General features: G+C 72.6%; 15 protein-coding genes. 7 read left to right on the plus strand and 8 right to left on the minus strand.

The genetic code is table 11. The features are described from left to right. Positions 1 to 230 precede the first annotated feature (230 nt). The 5 genes from ACJ6WD_RS18760 to ACJ6WD_RS18780 all read left to right on the plus strand — a co-directional run bounded on the left by ACJ6WD_RS18760 (position 231) and on the right by ACJ6WD_RS18780 (position 5021). Positions 231 to 1550 (plus strand): DUF2252 family protein, encoded by a 1320-nt coding sequence (locus tag ACJ6WD_RS18760; protein ID WP_407616207.1) that lies wholly within the window; start codon positions 231 to 233, stop codon positions 1548 to 1550. An 84-nt stretch (positions 1551 to 1634) separates the two neighbouring features. After that, entirely contained in the window at positions 1635 to 2291 is a 657-nt protein-coding gene (locus ACJ6WD_RS18765; RefSeq protein ID WP_275465077.1) for a hypothetical protein, read from the plus strand. Positions 2292 to 2397: 106 nt separating this feature from the next. Further along, the gene (locus ACJ6WD_RS18770) at positions 2398 to 3243 is read left to right on the plus strand and encodes a thioredoxin domain-containing protein (protein ID WP_233661279.1); all 846 of its coding nucleotides are present in this window, start codon (positions 2398 to 2400) and stop codon (positions 3241 to 3243) included. A 122-nt stretch (positions 3244 to 3365) separates the two neighbouring features. Continuing rightward, complete coding sequence (locus tag ACJ6WD_RS18775) at positions 3366 to 4061, plus strand: hypothetical protein (protein ID WP_407616208.1); 696 nt, start codon at positions 3366 to 3368, stop codon at positions 4059 to 4061. Between the two features lie 51 nt (positions 4062 to 4112). Then, on the plus strand, positions 4113 to 5021 hold the full coding sequence (locus ACJ6WD_RS18780; protein WP_407616209.1) for a thioredoxin domain-containing protein: 909 nt from the start codon (positions 4113 to 4115) through the stop codon (positions 5019 to 5021). Positions 5022 to 5115: 94 nt separating this feature from the next. Here the strand turns inward: ACJ6WD_RS18780 and ACJ6WD_RS18785 are convergent, their stop codons facing one another. Then, positions 5116 to 5739: a dienelactone hydrolase family protein gene (locus ACJ6WD_RS18785; RefSeq protein WP_174505021.1), complete on the minus strand. Its 624-nt coding sequence runs from the start codon at positions 5737 to 5739 to the stop codon at positions 5116 to 5118. A 96-nt stretch (positions 5740 to 5835) separates the two neighbouring features. Here ACJ6WD_RS18785 and ACJ6WD_RS18790 point away from each other — a divergent pair, with 96 nt between their 5' ends. Continuing rightward, positions 5836 to 6963 (plus strand): mechanosensitive ion channel family protein, encoded by a 1128-nt coding sequence (locus tag ACJ6WD_RS18790; RefSeq protein ID WP_078487123.1) that lies wholly within the window; start codon positions 5836 to 5838, stop codon positions 6961 to 6963. A 32-nt stretch (positions 6964 to 6995) separates the two neighbouring features. On the opposite strand, the gene ACJ6WD_RS18795 is transcribed toward ACJ6WD_RS18790, so the two are convergent. The 4 genes from ACJ6WD_RS18795 to ACJ6WD_RS18810 all read right to left on the minus strand — a co-directional run bounded on the left by ACJ6WD_RS18795 (position 6996) and on the right by ACJ6WD_RS18810 (position 11295). Then, the gene (locus tag ACJ6WD_RS18795; protein WP_016575135.1) at positions 6996 to 8588 is read right to left on the minus strand and encodes a Na+/H+ antiporter; all 1593 of its coding nucleotides are present in this window, start codon (positions 8586 to 8588) and stop codon (positions 6996 to 6998) included. A gap of 139 nt (positions 8589 to 8727) precedes the next feature. Further along, entirely contained in the window at positions 8728 to 9669 is a 942-nt protein-coding gene (locus ACJ6WD_RS18800) for an RluA family pseudouridine synthase (protein ID WP_331248556.1), read from the minus strand. Positions 9670 to 9754: 85 nt separating this feature from the next. After that, positions 9755 to 10357: a signal peptidase II gene (gene lspA, locus ACJ6WD_RS18805; RefSeq protein ID WP_016575133.1), complete on the minus strand. Its 603-nt coding sequence runs from the start codon at positions 10355 to 10357 to the stop codon at positions 9755 to 9757. Between the two features lie 134 nt (positions 10358 to 10491). Beyond that, positions 10492 to 11295: a TraR/DksA C4-type zinc finger protein gene (locus ACJ6WD_RS18810; protein WP_233661284.1), complete on the minus strand. Its 804-nt coding sequence runs from the start codon at positions 11293 to 11295 to the stop codon at positions 10492 to 10494. Between the two features lie 577 nt (positions 11296 to 11872). Here ACJ6WD_RS18810 and ileS point away from each other — a divergent pair. Then, positions 11873 to 15016, plus strand: a complete 3144-nt coding sequence (ileS, locus tag ACJ6WD_RS18815) for an isoleucine--tRNA ligase (protein ID WP_407616210.1) — start codon at positions 11873 to 11875, stop codon at positions 15014 to 15016. A gap of 220 nt (positions 15017 to 15236) precedes the next feature. On the opposite strand, the gene ACJ6WD_RS18820 is transcribed toward ileS, so the two are convergent. The 3 genes from ACJ6WD_RS18820 to ACJ6WD_RS18830 form a co-directional block, all read right to left on the minus strand. Further along, complete coding sequence (locus ACJ6WD_RS18820) at positions 15237 to 16367, minus strand: DivIVA domain-containing protein (RefSeq protein ID WP_233661286.1); 1131 nt, start codon at positions 16365 to 16367, stop codon at positions 15237 to 15239. 49 nt (positions 16368 to 16416) lie between these two features. Continuing rightward, positions 16417 to 16710 (minus strand): YggT family protein, encoded by a 294-nt coding sequence (locus ACJ6WD_RS18825; protein ID WP_016575128.1) that lies wholly within the window; start codon positions 16708 to 16710, stop codon positions 16417 to 16419. A 67-nt stretch (positions 16711 to 16777) separates the two neighbouring features. Next, complete coding sequence (locus ACJ6WD_RS18830) at positions 16778 to 17398, minus strand: cell division protein SepF (RefSeq protein WP_016575127.1); 621 nt, start codon at positions 17396 to 17398, stop codon at positions 16778 to 16780. Between the last annotated feature and the right edge of the window lie 110 nt (positions 17399 to 17508).

Raw genomic sequence — 17508 nt, forward strand, 5'->3', positions numbered from 1 at the left:
GGGGCCCGTCGGAACGGGCGGGGGATGCCTGTCGGAACGGGCGGGAACGGTCGGGAGGGATGGGTGGGGACGGTGTCGAAGTCTACGTCCCGGGAGTGACAGCCGCGGTCCCGTCGGGGGCGCCCGGCCCGCGGACCCGGCGTGCGGCGGTCGGGCACTCACGGGCCGTCCCGCCCGTTGTCCGGCTGATCTCCGAAACCGCTTTCCCGGCCCCCAGGAGGCAGCCAGCGATGCCGATCCCCCATGCCCCCGCGCGCGACGCCGCGCGGCCCGGCCAGGACGCCGCGCGGCGCGACGGGCAGATCCTCGCCGCCCTCGACAGCGCGTCCGGGCCGGCCCTGCGCCGGATGGCCGCCTCCCCCGCCGCGTTTTTCCGGGGCGCCGCGGCGCTGTTCCACCGCGACCTGGCGGCGGCCGGCGCGGGCGCGCCCGGCGCACCGTACCTGGACGAGCGGACCGGCCGGATCTGGATCCACGGCGACCTGCACGCCGGCAGCTTCGGCACGTACCTGGACGCCACCGGCCGGCTGGTGTTCGGCGTCACCGGTTCCGGTGAGGCGTACGTCGGCCCGTTCACGTGGGACCTGCTGCGGTGCGCGACCTCGGTGGCGCTGCTCGGCCACGCCCGGGGGCTGGGCGACGCCGCGATCACCGAGTTGGTGCGGTCCTTCGCCGGTGCCTACCGGGAGCACGTGCGCGCCCTGGCCGCTGGTGCGGACGCGGTGCCGCCGGCCACCCTGGACACCGCCGACGGCCCGTTGCTCGCCGCGCTGCGGACGGCCCGCGCCCGGACCCGGGCCGGGCTGCTGGCGCCGCTGACCGAGCTGTGTGCCGGCGAGCGGCGGTTCGCCGTCGGCAGCGGCACCGTCGAGCTGGACGCCGCGGCCCGCTACACGGTCCTGGCGGCGTTCGACGGCTATCTGGAGACGCTGGCGGAGACCGGTCCGAGCCGCCCCGAGGCGTACCGGGTCAAGGACGTGGTGGGCCGGCGCGGCCCCGGCCCGGCCGACGCGATCGCGTACGACCTGCTGCTGGAGGGCGCCAGCGACGTCCTGGAGAGCGACGTGGTGCTCACCGTGCGGCCGGTGCCGCCCCCGGCCCTCGCCCGGCACCGGCCGGTCCCGGAGGTCGCCGCGCACGTGCGGCACGAGGGGCACCGGGCGGTGCTGGCCCGGCGCGCCCTCCAGGCGCACGCCGATCCCTGGCTCGGCTGGACCGCGCTGGCCGACACCGGCCTCCTGGTCGGCGAGGAGTCGCCGTACGCGGTCGGGCTGGACTGGTCGGCGCTGGACGACCCGGCGGAGTTCGCCGCCGCGGTCGCCGGGCTGGGCCGCGTAACCGCCGCGGCGCACGCCGCCGGGGACGGCAAGGAGCGGCACCCGCTGGTGCCGTTCCGCCCCGAGCGGGCCGTCGACGCGGCGATCGCCGCCGACGAGGACGGCTTCGGCCCGCTGCTCGCGGACGCCGCGCACGCCGCCGCGTCCCGCGTCCACGCGGACCACCGGATCTTCGTGGAGCTCCTGAGGGAGGACCGGTTCCCGGGCCGGTAGCGCGGGTCCCGGGCCCCTTCTCCCCCGTTCCCCGCGCTGCCCCTTAGTGCCGCTTTAGCGCGTCCCGTGGCACACTCGCTGGCGATGGACATCTCGGCGGCACACCTGCGGGCACTGCGCGCAGCGCTCTTCGCGGCGCTGTGCGTGACGCTGTCCTCGGCGTCCCACGTGCTGCTCTCCCGCATGCCGCTGCCGCCGGTCACCGTCGTGGCGACCGGCGCCGCGGTGTTCGTGCTCGCCTACGCGCTGGCCGGCCGCGAGCGCGGCTACTGGCGGATCGCCGGCCTGCTGCTCCCCCTGGAGCTCGCCGCCGACGCGGTCTTCAGCCTCGGCCAGCACACCTGTTACGGCCCGGACGGGGCACTGGCCGCGCCCGTGCACTCGCTGGGCACGATGCTGCTGTGCGGCGGCGGTCCGGTCGGCGGCCCGTTGGCCGAGCTGGTGCGCGAGGACGGCGCCCCGGCCTCCGTCTGGCTGCTGCTGCTCGCCGCGCACCTCGGGGTCGGTCTGCTGGCCGCCGGCTGGCTGCGCCGCGGCGAGGCCGCGGTGGTGCGGCTGCTGGGCGCGGTGGCCGGCTTCGCGTTCCGTCCGTTGCTGATCGCGGCGGCGGTCCTGGGGCGCGCCGCCGCACCGCGCCGCCCGGTGCCCGCCCCCGTGCGGACCGGGCCGCCCGCCCGCTCCGCCCCCCTGCTCGTGCACTCCGTGGTGCGCCGCGGTCCGCCGTGCGCGCTCGCCGCCTGACGGCCCCTTCGGCCCGGCGGCCGGCGTACGCCCGTCCTCGCGGGTACGCCGCTTCACGGCACGCACCCCGTCCCACGGACCACGAAACCCACGGAGCAGAACAGTCATGAGCAACCGCAACAGCCAGGCCAACAAGCAGGCAGCCCGCGAGCGGCTGCGCGCCGAGCGCGAGCGGCAGGCCAAGAAGGAGCGCACCCGCCGGCAGTTGATCGTCGCCGGCTCGGTGGTCGCGGTGCTGGCGGTGGCCGGTGGCATCGGCCTGGCGGTCGCCAACTCCGGCGGCAGCGGCAGCGGCGGCTCGGGCGCCGACGTCTGGGCCAAGGCCGCCAAGGCGAAGCCGGTTCCGCCCGCCAACACCAGCGGCCCCAACGGCACCACCGTCGTCGTCGGCAAGTCCGACGCCAAGAACTCCCTCGAACTCTTCGAGGACCCCCGCTGCCCCGGCTGCGCCGCCTTCGAGCAGAACGTCGGCGCGACGGTGGAGAAGGACATCAGCGACGGCACGTACAAGGCGACGTACCACCTCGGCACGTTCCTGGACAACAACCTCCAGGGCACCGGCTCCAAGAACGCGCTGAGCGCCCTGGGCGCCGCGCTGAACGTCTCCCCGGACGCCTTCTTGAAGTACAAGTACGCGCTGTACTCCAAGGAGTTCCACCCGGACGAGACCGGCCCGGACAAGTTCGCCGACGACAGCTACCTGATCAAGGTCGCCGACACCGTCCCGGCGCTCAAGGGCAACGCCGCCTTCCAGAAGGCGGTCAAGGACGGCACGTACAACGCCTGGGCGATGGCGATGTCCAAGGAGTTCGACTCGCACAAGGACGTCCGCAGCACCCCGACCATCAAGCTGAACGGCAAGGTCCTGGGCACCGAGACCGCGCAGGGCCCGGTCGCGCCGTCCTCGGCCGCGGACTTCAGCGCCCAGGTGGAGAAGAACCTCAAGAAGTGACCCCAGGGTCCTGACGGCCGGGCCCGCCCCCGGCACCGGCATCGGCCGGCGTGCTCCGCGCACGCCGGCCGATGCCAAATCTTGACCCGGATTCTGGTCGTGCCCATGGCAGACTCCCGGCCATGCAGGGGAGGGGAGTCCGCCCGGCGGCCCGGACCGGGGCCCCGCCCGGGGAGCGGCTGAGGGCGGTCCGGGCGGCGCTGTTCACCGCACTGTGCGTCACCCTGTCCGCCGCCTCGCACGTCCTGCTCTCGCACGCCCCGCTGCCGCCGGCGACGCTCGCCGCGGTCTGCGCCGCGGTCTTCACCGCGGCCTACGCGCACGCCGGCCGGGAGCGCGGCTACGGCCGGACCGCCGCCCTGCTGGTCCCCCTGGAGCTCGCCGCCGACACCGTCTTCACCACAGGGCAGCAGGCGTGCTACGGCCCGGCCGGCGGCCCGCTCGCCGGCCCGCTGCACACCGTCGGGGTGGACCTGCTGTGCCGGGGCGGCGCCGGCCCGGCGGCACCCGCCGCCCTCCCGCACGGCCTGCCCGCGGTCCAGCCGGCCGCCGGCTGGCTGCTGCTCGCCGCACACCTGACCGTCGGCCTGCTCGCGGCCGGCTGGCTGCACCGCGGGCAGGCGGCGCTCGGGGCCCTGCTGCGGGCGGCCGGGGCCGGTGCCGGCCGGCCGCTGCGGACCGCGGCCGCGGTGGCTCGCGCCGCCGTGGCGCCCCGCGCCCGTCGCCCGCCGCCGCGCCCGCCGGCGCCGGCCCGCCCGCTCCCCTTCCTCGCGCACTGCGTACGCCGCCGCGGTCCCCCGTTCTCGGCCGCCGTCTGACACCCGTTCCGCACGTCAACCAGCGCAGCACCGAAGGATCGGACACCCCCCATGAGCAACCGGAACACCCAGGAGAACAAGCAGGCCGCCCGCGAGCGGATCCGCGCCCAGCGGGACAAGGAGAAGAAGAAGGAGCGGCTGCGCCGGCAACTCGTCGTGGCGGCCTCGGTCGTCGGCGTCCTGGTGATCGCCGGCGGCATCGGCTTCGCCGTGCTGAAGGCCAACGAGCCGACCGGCTGGGAGGCCGCCAAGGAGGCCAAGCTGGTCACCCCGGCGCACACCCAGGGCAAGAACGGCACCGAGATCCTGATCGGCGACAAGGGCGCCAAGGACACCCTGGAGGTCTTCGAGGACGTCCGCTGCCCGGCCTGCGCGGCCTTCGAGCAGAGCACCGGCGAGGAGCTGGCCAAGGACATCCAGGACGGCCGCTTCAAGGTCCGCTTCACCATGTACGCGTTCATCGACGACATGCAGGGCGGCGAGGGCTCCAAGAACGCCCTGAGCGCGCTGGGCGCGGCGCTGAACGTCAGCCCCGAGGCGTTCTTGAAGTACAAGTCGGCGCTGTACTCGACGAAGTTCCACCCCGACGAGCGCGAGGACCTCTACGCCAAGGACGCCGAGCTGCTGAAGGTCGCCGCGGACGTGCCGGGGCTGAAGGGCAACAAGGCGTTCGAGAAGCAGGTCACGGACGGCACCTACGACCGCTGGGCGATGGAGATGTCGGCGCTGTTCGGCCGCAAGGGCGTACGCGGCACCCCGACCTTCATGCACGGCGACAAGAAGCTGGCGATGGCGGAGATCCCGCAGCAGCAGATGACGCAGGCGCAGTACAACGAGCTCGCGCGGGCCAACTTCCGCAAGATGATCGACAAGGAGTTCGGCCCGGCCAAGGGCGGGGACGCCGGCAAGGGCGGCGAGGGCATCGCCAAGGGCGAGAAGGACCCGACCAAGGGGAACTGACCGCCGCCGCAACGCCGGTGACGGGGCCCGGGCGGGCGCTCCGGGAGTCTCGAACCCTCCGGAATCCGCCCGCCCGGGCCCGCCCGGCCGCCGCTCAGCCCCGCTCGGGCAGGTCCGCCAGGAAGCCCAGCGCCACCTTCCAGGCGCGCTCGGCGGCCTCCGCGTCGTGGTCCGGCAGGTCGGGGTCGGTGAAGAGGTGGCCGGCGCCGGCGTAGCGGTACACCTCGACGTCGGCACCGGCCCGGCGCATCCGCAGGTACCAGGCGTTCAGCCAGTCGTGCGGCTCGAACGGGTCGGGGTCGGCCACGTGCAGTTGCACCGGCAGGTCGTCGGCGCTGGCGCCGTCGGCGATGTCGGAGGTGCCGTGCATCAGCAGCAGCCCGCGGGCCTTCTCGTCGCCGAGGGCGAGGTTCTGCGCGACGGCACCGCCGAAGGAGTACCCGGCGTAGACCAGCCCGCGGTCGGAGTGCGGTGCGGCCGCCGCGACGGCGCGCCGGAGCAACTCCTCCTTGCCGATCTCGTCCTTGATCACGATGCCGTCGGCGACCGAGTCCGCGGTCCGCCCGCCGAACAGGTCCGGCACGATCACCTCGTGGCCGGCGGCCCGCAACCGGTCCGCGTCGGCGTGCACGGCGGGGCGCAGCCCGCACACCGAATGGAACAGCACGATGGTGGAGGAACCGCTGGTCGCGGGCTCGGCGGAGGCGGGCACAGACATCACTTCCCTGGGGTTGGATCGCTCTGCCCCCATCGTGCCAGCTACCGTCGTCGGGACTGGCAGGAGCACACCGCACCAAGGAGGAGTCACGTGTCCCTGGAGGCCGTGCTGCGCCCGATCGTCGTCATCGGCGGCTCGCTCGTGGTCACCCTCGTCGTGGTCTGGTTGATCGACCGGACCCTGCAACGGATCGACACCCGCCACCCGGAGACCCCCCTGTGGGGACTGCTGCGGCGCTGTCGGATACCGCTCCAACTGATGCTCGCCGCGGCCCTGTTGCTCGGGTCCTACCTCCAGACCGAGATCCCCGTCGTGGTGCACCACGCGGCGGGCATAGGCCAGGCCCTGACCCTGGTGCTGATAGCGGCCACCGCCTGGCTGCTGGTGCGGGCCGCGGCGGCGATCGTGGAGTCGTCGTACGCGCGCTACGCGGCCGGTGCCCGGGACGCGGCGCGGGTGCGCCGGGTGCGGACGCAGGTGACGCTGATCCAGCGGGTGGTCACCGCGGTGGTGATCGTGGTCGCGGCGGCCTCGATGCTGCTGACGTTCCCGCAGATGCGGGCGGTCGGCACGTCCGTCCTGGCGTCGGCCGGACTGCTGGGCATCGTCGCCGGCATCGCCGCCCAGTCCACCCTGGGCAACCTCTTCGCCGGGCTGCAGATCGCGTTCGGCGACATGGTGCGCATCGGCGACACCGTGGTCGTGGACGGCCAGTGGGGCACGGTCGAGGAGATCACGCTGACGTTCCTGAGCGTGCGGACCTGGGACGAGCGCCGGATCACGATGCCGGTGTCGTACTTCACCAGCAAGCCGTTCGAGAACTGGTCGCGCGGCGGCGCCCAGATGACCGGCGCGGTCTTCTTCCACCTGGACCACTCCGCGCCGGTGGAGAAGATGCGCCAGCACCTGCACGAACTGCTCCAGGAGTCCCCGGACTGGGACGGCCGGTCCTGGAGCCTGGTGGTCACCGACACCACCCCGTCCACCATCGTGGTGCGCGCGCTGGCCACCGCCCGGGACGCGGACGCCGTGTGGGCGGTGCGCTGCCAGGTGCGCGAGCGCATGATCGAGTGGTTGCGGACCGAGCACGCCTACGCGCTGCCGCGGATCGCCACCGCGGCGGCCCCGGTGCCCCACGAGACGCTGCGCGTGCCCCCGCCCGGCCCGGTGGATCCCACCGGCGGCGCGGACCCCAGGGGCGGCGCGGACCCCGGGGAGCGCTGACCGGCCGCCGCCCCGTAGGCCCGCCCCCGGGCCTACGGGGTGGCCCGCAGGCTCCGCACGTCCAGGTGGCGCAGCACCCGGTCGACGATCTCCGGGTCGGCGCCCGGCTCGCTGCGCGCCGCCAGCACCTCGTGCCGGGCGGCCGAGAGCATCTCGTTCTGAATCCGCTGCACCTTCTTCACCCGGGAGATGCGCTGGTCGAACAGCTCGCGCCGCTCGTCGTCGACGATGTCCGGCGCGATCCGGGCCCCGATGTCGTACGCCCGGCGGGCCAGTTGGTCGGCGACCTCGTCGGAGACCTCCTCGACCTCCAGGACCTCCTTCAGCCGCCGCTTGGACGCCTTGATCACCCGGAGCGCCAGCTCGCGCTCCAGCGCGTCCGCGGCGTCGGTGTCGGCCCGCACCCGCAGCTTGCGCACCAGCCAGGGCAGCGTCAGCCCCTGGATGATCAGGGTGGCGAGCACCACCGCGAAGGCGATGAAGAGGATCTCGTCGCGGGCCGGGAAGGGCCCGCCGTCCACCCCGAAGGGGATGGCCAGCGCCAGCGCCACCGAGGCCACCCCGCGCATCCCCGACCACCACATGATGACGGTCTCGCGCCAACTCATCGGGATGTCCTCGTCGATGTCCCGGCGCTTGTGCATCCGCTTGGCGAGCCAGGCGGCGGGCAGCAGCCACACCAGGCGCACCGCGACGACCACTCCGACCACCGCGGCGCCGGCGCCGAGCATCTCGGCCCAGCGGCCGGACGCGGCGCCGATGATGTTGTGCAGCTCCAGGCCGATCAGTCCGAACGCGACCCCGGTGACGAGGGTGTCGACCACCTCCCAGAAGGTGTAGCCGGCCAGCCGCCCCAGCACGTCGTCCGCGTCGACCGCGTACTCCGCGAGGAACAGCCCGCAGGTCAGCACCGCGAGCACGCCGGAGCCCTTGAACTCCTCGGCCAGCACGTAGGACACGAACGGCACCAGCAGCGTCAGGCCGATCTGCAACGTCGGGTCGCCCAACCGCCCCATCAGCTGGTTCGCGACCCAGCCGAGCACCAGACCGACCGCTATGGCGACGACGGCGGAGAGCACCAGCGACCCCACCGCGCCGGGCACCGAGAAGCTGCCGCTGATCACCGCGGCCAGCGCGACGTGGTACAGCACGATCGCGGTGACGTCGTTGAAGAGCCCCTCGCCCTCCAGGATGGAGACCATGCGGCGGGGCAGGCCGAGCTTGCCGGCCACCGCGGTGGCCGCCACCGGGTCGGGCGGGGCGACCAGCGCGCCCAGCACCACCGCGGCGGCCACCGGCATCCCGGGCACCACCGCCTGCGCGACCGCCGCGACCGCCGCGGTGGTGGCGAACACCAGCAGCACGGCGAGCAGGAAGATCGGCCGGAGGTTGGCGGTGAACTGCCGCCAGGAGGTGCGCTGGACCGCCGCGTACAGCAGCGGTGGCAGCACGATCGGCAGGATGTACTCGGGCGGCACCTGGACGTTGGGCACGAACGGCAGCAACGCCAGCACCGCCCCGGCGAGCGTCATCAGCACGGGCGAGGGCAGGCCCAGCCGATCGCCGAGCGGAACCATCACCACCGCTCCGAGGAGCAGGACGAACAGCAGGGCCAACTGATCCACGGTGACTACGCTCCGGGACGGTCGATTTCGATCACTTTCCGCCCCAAGCCTGCCATGAAGTGATCAGATGCCCACTTTCACGGAACGAGTTGTTCCGCGCTTGTTCGCCGACCGCCCCGAGCCGTTCGCCCCGACGACGTCAGTGGCTCTCGTCGCGCACGGTGTCCAGCGCGTGCTGGAGGTCCGCCGGATAAGCGCTCTCGAACTCGACCCAGCGCCCGTCCGAGGGGTGCTCGAACCCCAGCCGGACCGCGTGCAGCCACTGCCGGGCGATGCCCAGCCGCTTGGCGAGCGTCGGGTCCGCGCCGTAGGTCAGGTCGCCGACGCAGGGGTGCCGGTGCGCGGACATGTGGACCCGGATCTGGTGCGTGCGCCCCGTCTCCAGCTTGATGTCCAGCAGACTGGCCGCCCGGAACGCCTCGATCAGGTCGTAATGGGTGACCGACGCCTTGCCGTCGGCGGTGACCGCCCACTTGTAGTCGTGGTTCGGATGCCGCCCGATGGGGGCGTCGATGGTGCCGCTCATCGGGTCCGGGTGCCCCTGCACCAGCGCGTGGTACCGCTTGTCCGGCACCCGCTCCTTGAACTGGCGCTTCAGCGAGGTGTAGGCCCGCTCCGACTTGGCGACCACCATCAGCCCGGAGGTGCCGACGTCGAGGCGGTGCACGATGCCCTGCCGCTCGGCCGCCCCGGACGTGGAGATCCGGTAGCCGGCCGCGGCCAGGCCACCGATGACCGTGGTGCCGGTCCAACCGGGGCTGGGGTGCGCGGCGACGCCCACGGGCTTGCTGATCACCACGACGTCCTCGTCGTCGTGCACGATCTCCATGCCCTCGACCGGCTCCGCGACGATCTCCACCGGCGCGGCGGCCGCCGGCATCTCGACCTCCAGCCAGGCACCCCCGTGCACCCGCTCGGACTTCATCACCTCGGAGCCGTCGACCCGGACCTTGCCGGCCGAGGCGAGCTCGGCCGCCTTCGTCCGGGAGAAGCCGAACATGCGGGCCAGCGCGGCGTCCACGCGCTCGCCCTCCAGGCCATCCGGTACGGGCAGGGTGCGGATCTCGGGAAGCGTGCTCACCCCACGAGTATGGCAGTCCCGCGGCACTGCCCCGCCCGGCGGAGGGCTCCGGCCCCCGGGACCTACGTGCTCCGGGGCCGGGCCGTCAGTCCTTGTGGACCGTGCCGTCGGGGTCCAGGCCCCGGAAGGACAGCAGCACGATCAGCACGCCGCCGCAGACGATCGCGGAGTCCGCGAGGTTGAAGACCGCGAAGTGCGCGGGGGCGATGAAGTCCACCACCGCGCCCCGGAAGACGCCCGGCGAACGGAAGATCCGGTCGGTGAGGTTGCCGAACGCACCGCCCAGCAGCAGCCCCAGCGCGATCGCCCACGGCAGGCTGTAGAGCTTGCGGGCGATCCGGGCGATCACCACGATCACCACCGCGGCGATCACGGTCAGGAGGACGGTCAGCGCCTCGCCGAACCCGAACGCGGCGCCGCGGTTGCGGATCACGCTGAACTGCAACAGCGTCCCGATCACCTCGACCGGAGCGTGGTGCTCCAGCTTGGCGACCACCGCGAGCTTGCTGCCCAGATCGAGCAGGTAGACGATCGCGGCCACCAGCAGCAGGGCGGTGATCCGCCGCTTGCCGCGCCCGGTGGGCCGCGCACCCTCCGCAGTCCCTCCCCCTTCGGATCCCGCCGCGTGATCCGCCCCGGAACCCGGCTCGGATTCCGGCGTACCGGTGATGCGTTCCGCCTCTGCCACGTGTGCGTCCCTCAGCCCGTCGACTCATCCGCCGGGCCCCGGCCCGGCTGACCACGAGAGTACGGCACGTGCCCGCGGCGGCGGGCCGGACGGGTACCGCCCCGCAACGCGCCGCCGCGGCACCGGCGATCGGCTCAGCGCCGCTCCTGCTTCTGCTTGCACTCCACGCAGAGGGTCGCCCTCGGGAACGCCTGCATCCGCGCCTTGCCGATCGGCCGGCCGCAGTTCTCGCACAGGCCGTACGTACCGGCGTCCAGCCGGCCGAGGGCGCGCTCGGTCTGGTGCAGCATCTCCCGGGCGTTGGAGGCCAGCGCCAGCTCGTGTTCGCGGGTGATGTTCTTGGTCCCGGTGTCCGCCTCGTCGTCGCCCGCGCCGTCCCCCGAGTCCCGCATCAGGCCGGCGATGGCGTCCTCGGCGGACACGATCTCGGCCCGCAGCCGGCCCACCTCCGCCATCAGGTCGGACCGCGCCTCGGCGACCTCCTGCGGCGTCCAGGGGTCCTCACCGGGACGCACCGCGAGTTCCTGGGGAGTCGTGGCCGGGCTGGCCGGCCGCACCGCGGAGCCCGTGCCGTGCGGGGCGGACGCGGCCGCCGTCTTCTTCGCCACCACCGTCTTGGCTCCCGTCTTCTCCGCTTCCGACGCGGCCGCCGTCGGCGCCGCCCCGGCCGCCTTCGGGGCGGTCGCCTTCTTCGCCGCCTTCTTGGCGGCCGTCTTCCTCGGAGCCGCCTTCTTGGCCGCGTCCCCGGCGGCAGCCGCCTTCTTCGCCGGCACCTTCTTGGCCGGCGCCTTCCGCGCCGCCGCGTTCTTCGGCGCGGCCTTCTTCGGGGCCGCCGGGTGCCCGGCCGCCTCCTCGTGGGTGGACTGCTGCGCGACGTCCTCGTCAGCGGGCCCGGCGGACGTCGTGCCCTTCTCCGCGGCGGTCTTCTTCGCCACCATGGCCGCGACCCCTTCACATATGTGATCTTGTGCACGAATCGTGACGGGAACGATAAATCGCCGCGCGACGCGCGGCAACGGGACGCACCGCCCGGCCACCCCCGCCGCCGGGACCGTACGTCCGGTCTGCCTCGGTTGTGCCCCGCCGCGGCCGCGGTAATCCGCCCGGAATGAGCCGGTCTGCCGACTTTGCCATTCGGGTCACCCGCCGGCCGGCTGGACGTGCCGCAACCGCCCCGTCCGACCGGCCCGAGCCGGCGGCCCGTAAACCGGTCGGCCCCCGTCGGCACGGCCCTTTACACTGGGCGCAGCGAAAGGCATTGATGGGACGAGTAGCGTCGTACGCAGCCAGCAGCGACCCGGGGACGGTGCGAGCCCGGGGGCGTGCATGACGTGAAGATCACCCCGGAGCCGCCGGAAGAAAGCCCACGGATCGCCCCGGGGCCACTAGAACCGGCAGCGCGACCCCAATGAGGGGACGGTGCGCGAAGCGCCGTCAAGGAGGGTGGTACCGCGGGAGCCCGTGCTCTCGTCCCTCCGGTCGGAGAACGCACCCAGGTGTCCGCCGGAGGAACCGATGAGTCCCACACCCCAGTACCGCCCGGTACCAGCCCAGGTAGACCTGCCCGCCCTGGAGCACGCGGTGCTCGACTTCTGGCAGGAGCGGAAGGTCTTCGCCCGCACCCTCCAGCAGTCCGAGGGCCGCCCCGAGTGGGTCTTCTACGAGGGCCCCCCGACGGCCAACGGCATGCCCGGCGCCCACCACATCGAGGCCCGCGTCTTCAAGGACGTCTTCCCCCGGTTCCGCACGATGCAGGGCTACCACGTCGACCGCAAGGCCGGCTGGGACTGCCACGGCCTCCCGGTCGAGCTGGCCGTGGAGAAGGAGCTGGGCTTCAACGGCAAGAAGGACATCGAGGCGTACGGCATCGCCGAGTTCAACGCCAAGTGCCGCGAGTCGGTGACCCGGCACACCGACGCCTTCGGCGAGCTGACCACGCGGATGGGCTACTGGACGGACCTGGACGCCCCGTACCGCACGATGGACCCCGACTACATCGAGTCGGTGTGGTGGTCCCTGAAGGAGATCTTCTCCAAGGGCCTGCTGGTCCAGGACCACCGCGTCGCCCCCTGGTGCCCGCGCTGCGGCACCGGTCTGTCGGACCACGAGCTGGCGCAGGGCTACGAGACGGTCGTCGACCCCTCGGTCTTCGTCCGCCTCCCGCTGACCTCCGGCCCGCTCGCCGGCCGCGCCGCGCTGCTGATCTGGACGACCACCCCCTGGACCCTGGTCTCCAACACCGCCGTCGCCACGCACCCCGACGTCACCTACGTCGTCGCCACCGACGGCACCGAACAGCTGGTCGTCGCCGAGCCGCTGCTGGAGAAGGCGCTGGGCGAAGGCTGGACGGCCACCGGCGAGTCCTTCACCGGCCGCGAGATGGAGCGCTGGGCCTACGAGCGCCCCTTCCAGCTCGTCGACCTCGACGGCGCCAACTTCGTCGTCAACGCCGAGTACGTCACCACCGACGACGGCACCGGCCTGGTCCACCAGGCCCCCGCGTTCGGTGAGGACGACCTGAGGACCTGCCGCGCGTACGGCCTCCCGGTGATCAACCCGGTCCGTCCGGACGGCACCTTCGAGGAGCAGCTGGCGCTCGTCGGCGGCCAGTTCTTCAAGAAGGCCGACGAGGCGCTGGTCGCCGACCTCGACGCCCGCGGCCTGCTCTTCCGCCACCTCGCCTACGAGCACAGCTACCCGCACTGCTGGCGCTGCCACACGGCGCTGCTCTACTACGCCCAGCCGTCCTGGTACATCCGCACCACCGCGGTCAAGGACGCCCTCCTGCGGGAGAACGAGAACACCAACTGGTTCCCGGAGTCGGTCAAGCACGGCCGGTTCGGCGACTGGCTGAACAACAACATCGACTGGGCACTGTCCCGCAACCGCTACTGGGGCACCCCGCTGCCCATCTGGCGCTGCGAGGAGGGCCACCTCACCTGCGTCGGCTCGCTCACCGAGCTGTCCGAACTGACCGGCACCGACCAGTCCGGCCTGGACCCGCACCGCCCGTTCATCGACGCGGTCACCTTCGGCTGCACCCACGAGGGCTGCACGCTGACCGCGGTCCGCGTCCCGGAGGTCATCGACGCCTGGTACGACTCCGGCTCGATGCCGTTCGCGCAGTGGGGCTACCCGTACCGCAACAAGGAGCTCTTCGAGAAGCGCTACCCGGCGCAGTTCATCTCCGAGGCCATCGACCAGACCCGCGGCTGGTTCTACACCCTGATGGCCGTCGGCACGCTCGTCTTCGACAAGTCCTCGTACGAGAACGTGGTCTGCCTGGGCCACATCCTCGCCGAGGACGGCCGGAAGATGTCCAAGCACCTGGGCAACACCCTCCAGCCGATCCCGCTGATGGACCGGCACGGCGCCGACGCGGTCCGCTGGTTCATGGCCGCCGGCGGCTCCCCCTGGTCGGCCCGCCGGGTCGGCCACGGCACCATCCAGGAAGTCGTCCGCAAGACACTGCTGACGTACTGGAACACCGTCGCCTTCCAGGCGCTCTACGCCCGCACCGCCCAGTGGGCGCCGTCCGCGGCCGACCCGGCCCCGGCGGAGCGCCCGCTGCTGGACCGTTGGCTGCTCGGCGAGCTCAACAGCCTGGTGGAGGGGGTGACCGACGCCCTGGAGGGCTTCGACACCCAGCGCGCCGGCAAGCTGCTCTCCGCCTTCGTCGACGACCTCTCCAACTGGTACGTGCGCCGCTCCCGCCGCCGCTTCTGGCAGGGCGACGCCGCCGCGCTGCGCACCCTCCACGACGTCATCGAGACCGTCACCCGGCTGATGGCCCCGCTCGTCCCGTTCATCACCGAACGGGTCTGGCAGGACCTGGTCGTTCCGGTCAGCCCGGACGCCCCGGACTCGGTGCACCTCACCACCTGGCCGGTCGCCGACCGCACGCTGATCGACCCGGCGCTCTCCGCGCAGATGCAGCTCGTGCGCCGCCTGGTCGAACTGGGCCGCGCCACCCGCGCCGAGTCCGGGGTGAAGACCCGCCAGCCGCTGTCCCGCGCGCTGGTCGGCGCGCACGGCTTCGCGGACCTCTCCGCCGACCTGCGCGACCAGATCGCCGAGGAGCTGAACGTCAGCTCGCTGGCCTCCCTCTCCGAGGTGGGCGGCTCCCTGGTGGACACCACCGCCAAGGCCAACTTCCGGGCCCTGGGCAAGCGGTTCGGCAAGGGCGTCCAGGCGGTCGCCAAGGCCGTCGCCACCGCGGACGCCGCCGCTCTCTCGCTCGCGCTGCGCGACGGCACGGCGAGCGTCGAGGTGGACGGCGAGACCGTCGCCCTCACCCCGGAAGAGGTCATCATCACCGAAACCCCGCGCGAGGGTTGGTCGGTGGCCTCCGACGCGGGGGCGACGGTCGCGCTGGACCTGGAGATCACCCCGGAGCTGCGCCGCGCCGGCCTGGCCCGCGACGCGATCCGGCTGATCCAGGAGGCCCGCAAGAACAGCGGCCTGGACGTCGCCGACCGGATCGCGCTGCGCTGGACGGCCGACGACGACGAGGTGCGGACGGCCCTGGCCGACCACACCGCCCTGATCTCCGACGAGGTGCTGGCCACCGACTTCGCCGCCGGCGAACCGGACGGGTCCTACGGCCCGGCCTTCACCGACGAGGCGCTGTCCCTGACTTTCCACCTCCGCAAGGCGTAACGGAGCACGGAAGCACGGCAAGCACGACCGGGCCGCACGGCCCGCCCGCAGGCCCCGGCGCACTCCGCGCCGGGGCCTGCACTCTTGTCCGCCCCCTGCGCGCCACCGGCCGCGCCCCCCACAAGGGGGAGGGCAGCAAAAGGGCCGGGCCCCGAGGGAACTCCCTCGGGGCCCGGCCCTGATTGCCGACTCTGTGCGCCGTACCGGCGTCAGCCGTGCGTCAGTTGTCGTCCTCGTCGATGAGGAAGCCGCGCATCGGCGACGGCGTCTGCTGCATCGGCGACGGGCCCTGCGGCCGCACCGGCGCCATCGGCTGGGTCATCGCCGGCGACATCTGCTGCTGGCCGCCGTAGGACGGACCGCCGCTGGACGGGCTGCTCATGGAGTGGTTGCCGCCCATCGACGGGCCGCCACCCATGGTGTGGTTGCCGCCCATGGTGCCCGCACCGGCCGACGCCATCGACGGCGACGGCGGCAGCGAGGCGGCAGCCGGGGTCCGCGGCGGGGCCAGCGAGTCGTCGGACTGGTTCTCCAGCTGACGCAGCTGGCTCTCCAGGTACGACTTCAGACGGGTGCGGTACTCGCGCTCGAAGCCCCGCAGGTCCTCGACCTTGCGCTCCAGCGTCGCGCGGGCCGACTCCAGCGAGCCCATCGCCACGCGGTGCTTCTCCTGCGCGTCCCGCTCCAGCGCGTCGGCCTTGGCGCGGGCGTCCCGCTCCAGGCCCTCGGCACGGCTGCGCGCCTCGCCGACGATCTTGTTGGCCTCGGAACGGGCCTCCGCGATCGCCTGGTCGGCGGTCTGCTGTGCCAGCGACAGCACGCGGGCCGCGCTGTCACCGCCGGGGCCGCCCTGCTGCGGGGCCGGCTGCGGCAGTTGCTGTCCGGGACCGCCGAGCGGACCGCCCATGGGGCCGCCCTGGCCCATCGGGCCGGGGCCGTGCGGGCCCTGCGGACCGTGGCCACCAGGACCGTGGCCACCGGGACCGTGGCCACTGGGACCGGGGGGCAGCTGCGGTGCACCACCGGGCAGTTGGGGCGGGCCACCCATCCCCTGCTGCTGCGGCGGAACCGGCTGCGGACCGGATATGGCGGCGGGCACCGGAGCCCCCGGCCGCTGCTGCTGCTCCTGCTGCTGGTCGGGACCCTTGCGCAGACCCTGCTGCTGGTTCTGCGCGGCGGCACGAGTGGCGGCGGCCAGCTTGGCGCGCAGGTCCTCGTTCTCCCGGAGCAGGCGGGTCAGTTCGCCCTCGACCTCGTCGAGGAAGGCATCGACCTCGTCCTCGTCATAGCCTTCTCGGAGGCGGACGGTCGTGAACTGCTTGTTCCGCACGTCCTCGGGGGTCAACGGCATCTCTACTTCACCTCAACGTAGTCGTCGGCAATCGGCAAGACCGTATCGTTCACACCAACAACACCGTTCTCACGACGGTGATCAGGATGTAGACGATGATCATCAATACGAAGAAGGACAGGTCGAGCGCCACGCCCCCGAGACGCAGCGGCGGGATGACCCGCCGCAGAAGCTTGAGTGGCGGATCGGTGACAGTGTAGGTGGCCTCAAGAATCACCACCATCGCCTTGCCGGGTTGCCATGAACGGGCGAACTGGAACACGTAGTCCATCACCAGTCGGAAGATCAGGAGGATCAGGAAGCAGTACAGCGCGATGTAGATCACCTGACCAGCGACACTCATCTCGCGCTTCCCTCTCCCCTTGGTTCTCCGTCAGACCTTACGGCCCTGGTGTGCCCGGTGTTGCGTCTCAGCTTTGGTTGAAGAACCCGCCCTCTGCGATACGGGCCTTGTCCTCCGCCGTGACATCGACGTTAGCAGGCGACAACAGGAACACCTTCTGCGTCACCCGCTCAATGCTGCCGTGCAGTCCGAAGACCAGACCGGCCGCAAAGTCGACAAGTCGCTTCGCGTCCGTGTCGTCCATCTCCGTGAGATTCATGATCACCGGAGTGCCCTCACGGAAGTGTTCCCCGATGGTACGGGCTTCGTTGTAGGTCCGGGGGTGAAGTGTGGTGATGCGGTAAGGCTCCCGCTCGGACACAACTTTGGGCATGATCACCGGTGCGTTCTTCTCCAGGTTCGGACGTTCGGGTGTGATGGATGCCACGGGGGCGATACGCGCGGGTCGTCCGCTTTCCGCGGCGAGCGGGGCGGGTTCACGCGGAGCGGGGGGCGTTACGGCGCGGACCGGTTCCTCCCGTTCCGGGCGTGTTTCGGGCTGCACTTGATGCTGTTGCCGCCGCCCGCGATCGGGCTCCGGGTCAAGCTCGGGCTCGAACTCGTCGTCGGGGTCGAACCCCCGGCCGTCGTACCCATCGTCCTCCACGAGGCCGAGGTAGACCGCCATCTTGCGCATCGCGCCGGCCATTCTCTGCGTCCTCCGCTCTGTGGTGGATCGGCTCCGTCACCGGGGGCCTTGGATCCACTCGGCCTGCCCGCTTCCTGCGGGAATGACCATATTTTGTGCTGTGGTCCGAC

This window comes from Streptomyces sp. VTCC 41912 (assembly GCF_045799175.1).
GTDB classification, from domain to species: Bacteria; Actinomycetota; Actinomycetes; order Streptomycetales; family Streptomycetaceae; genus Streptomyces; species Streptomyces albulus_C.

Coding starts and splice junctions, on each gene's coding strand:
- ACJ6WD_RS18820 (WP_233661286.1), bottom strand. CDS start 16,367: ATGCCGTTGACCCCCGAGGACGTGCGGAACAAGCAGTTCACGACCGTC.
- ACJ6WD_RS18770 (WP_233661279.1), top strand. CDS start 2,398: ATGAGCAACCGCAACAGCCAGGCCAACAAGCAGGCAGCCCGCGAGCGG.
- ACJ6WD_RS18825 (WP_016575128.1), bottom strand. CDS start 16,710: ATGAGTGTCGCTGGTCAGGTGATCTACATCGCGCTGTACTGCTTCCTG.
- ACJ6WD_RS18765 (WP_275465077.1), top strand. CDS start 1,635: ATGGACATCTCGGCGGCACACCTGCGGGCACTGCGCGCAGCGCTCTTC.
- ACJ6WD_RS18785 (WP_174505021.1), bottom strand. CDS start 5,739: ATGTCTGTGCCCGCCTCCGCCGAGCCCGCGACCAGCGGTTCCTCCACC.
- ACJ6WD_RS18830 (WP_016575127.1), bottom strand. CDS start 17,398: ATGGCCGGCGCGATGCGCAAGATGGCGGTCTACCTCGGCCTCGTGGAG.
- ACJ6WD_RS18775 (WP_407616208.1), top strand. CDS start 3,366: ATGCAGGGGAGGGGAGTCCGCCCGGCGGCCCGGACCGGGGCCCCGCCC.
- ACJ6WD_RS18760 (WP_407616207.1), top strand. CDS start 231: ATGCCGATCCCCCATGCCCCCGCGCGCGACGCCGCGCGGCCCGGCCAG.
- ACJ6WD_RS18780 (WP_407616209.1), top strand. CDS start 4,113: ATGAGCAACCGGAACACCCAGGAGAACAAGCAGGCCGCCCGCGAGCGG.
- ileS (WP_407616210.1), top strand. CDS start 11,873: ATGAGTCCCACACCCCAGTACCGCCCGGTACCAGCCCAGGTAGACCTG.
- ACJ6WD_RS18810 (WP_233661284.1), bottom strand. CDS start 11,295: ATGGTGGCGAAGAAGACCGCCGCGGAGAAGGGCACGACGTCCGCCGGG.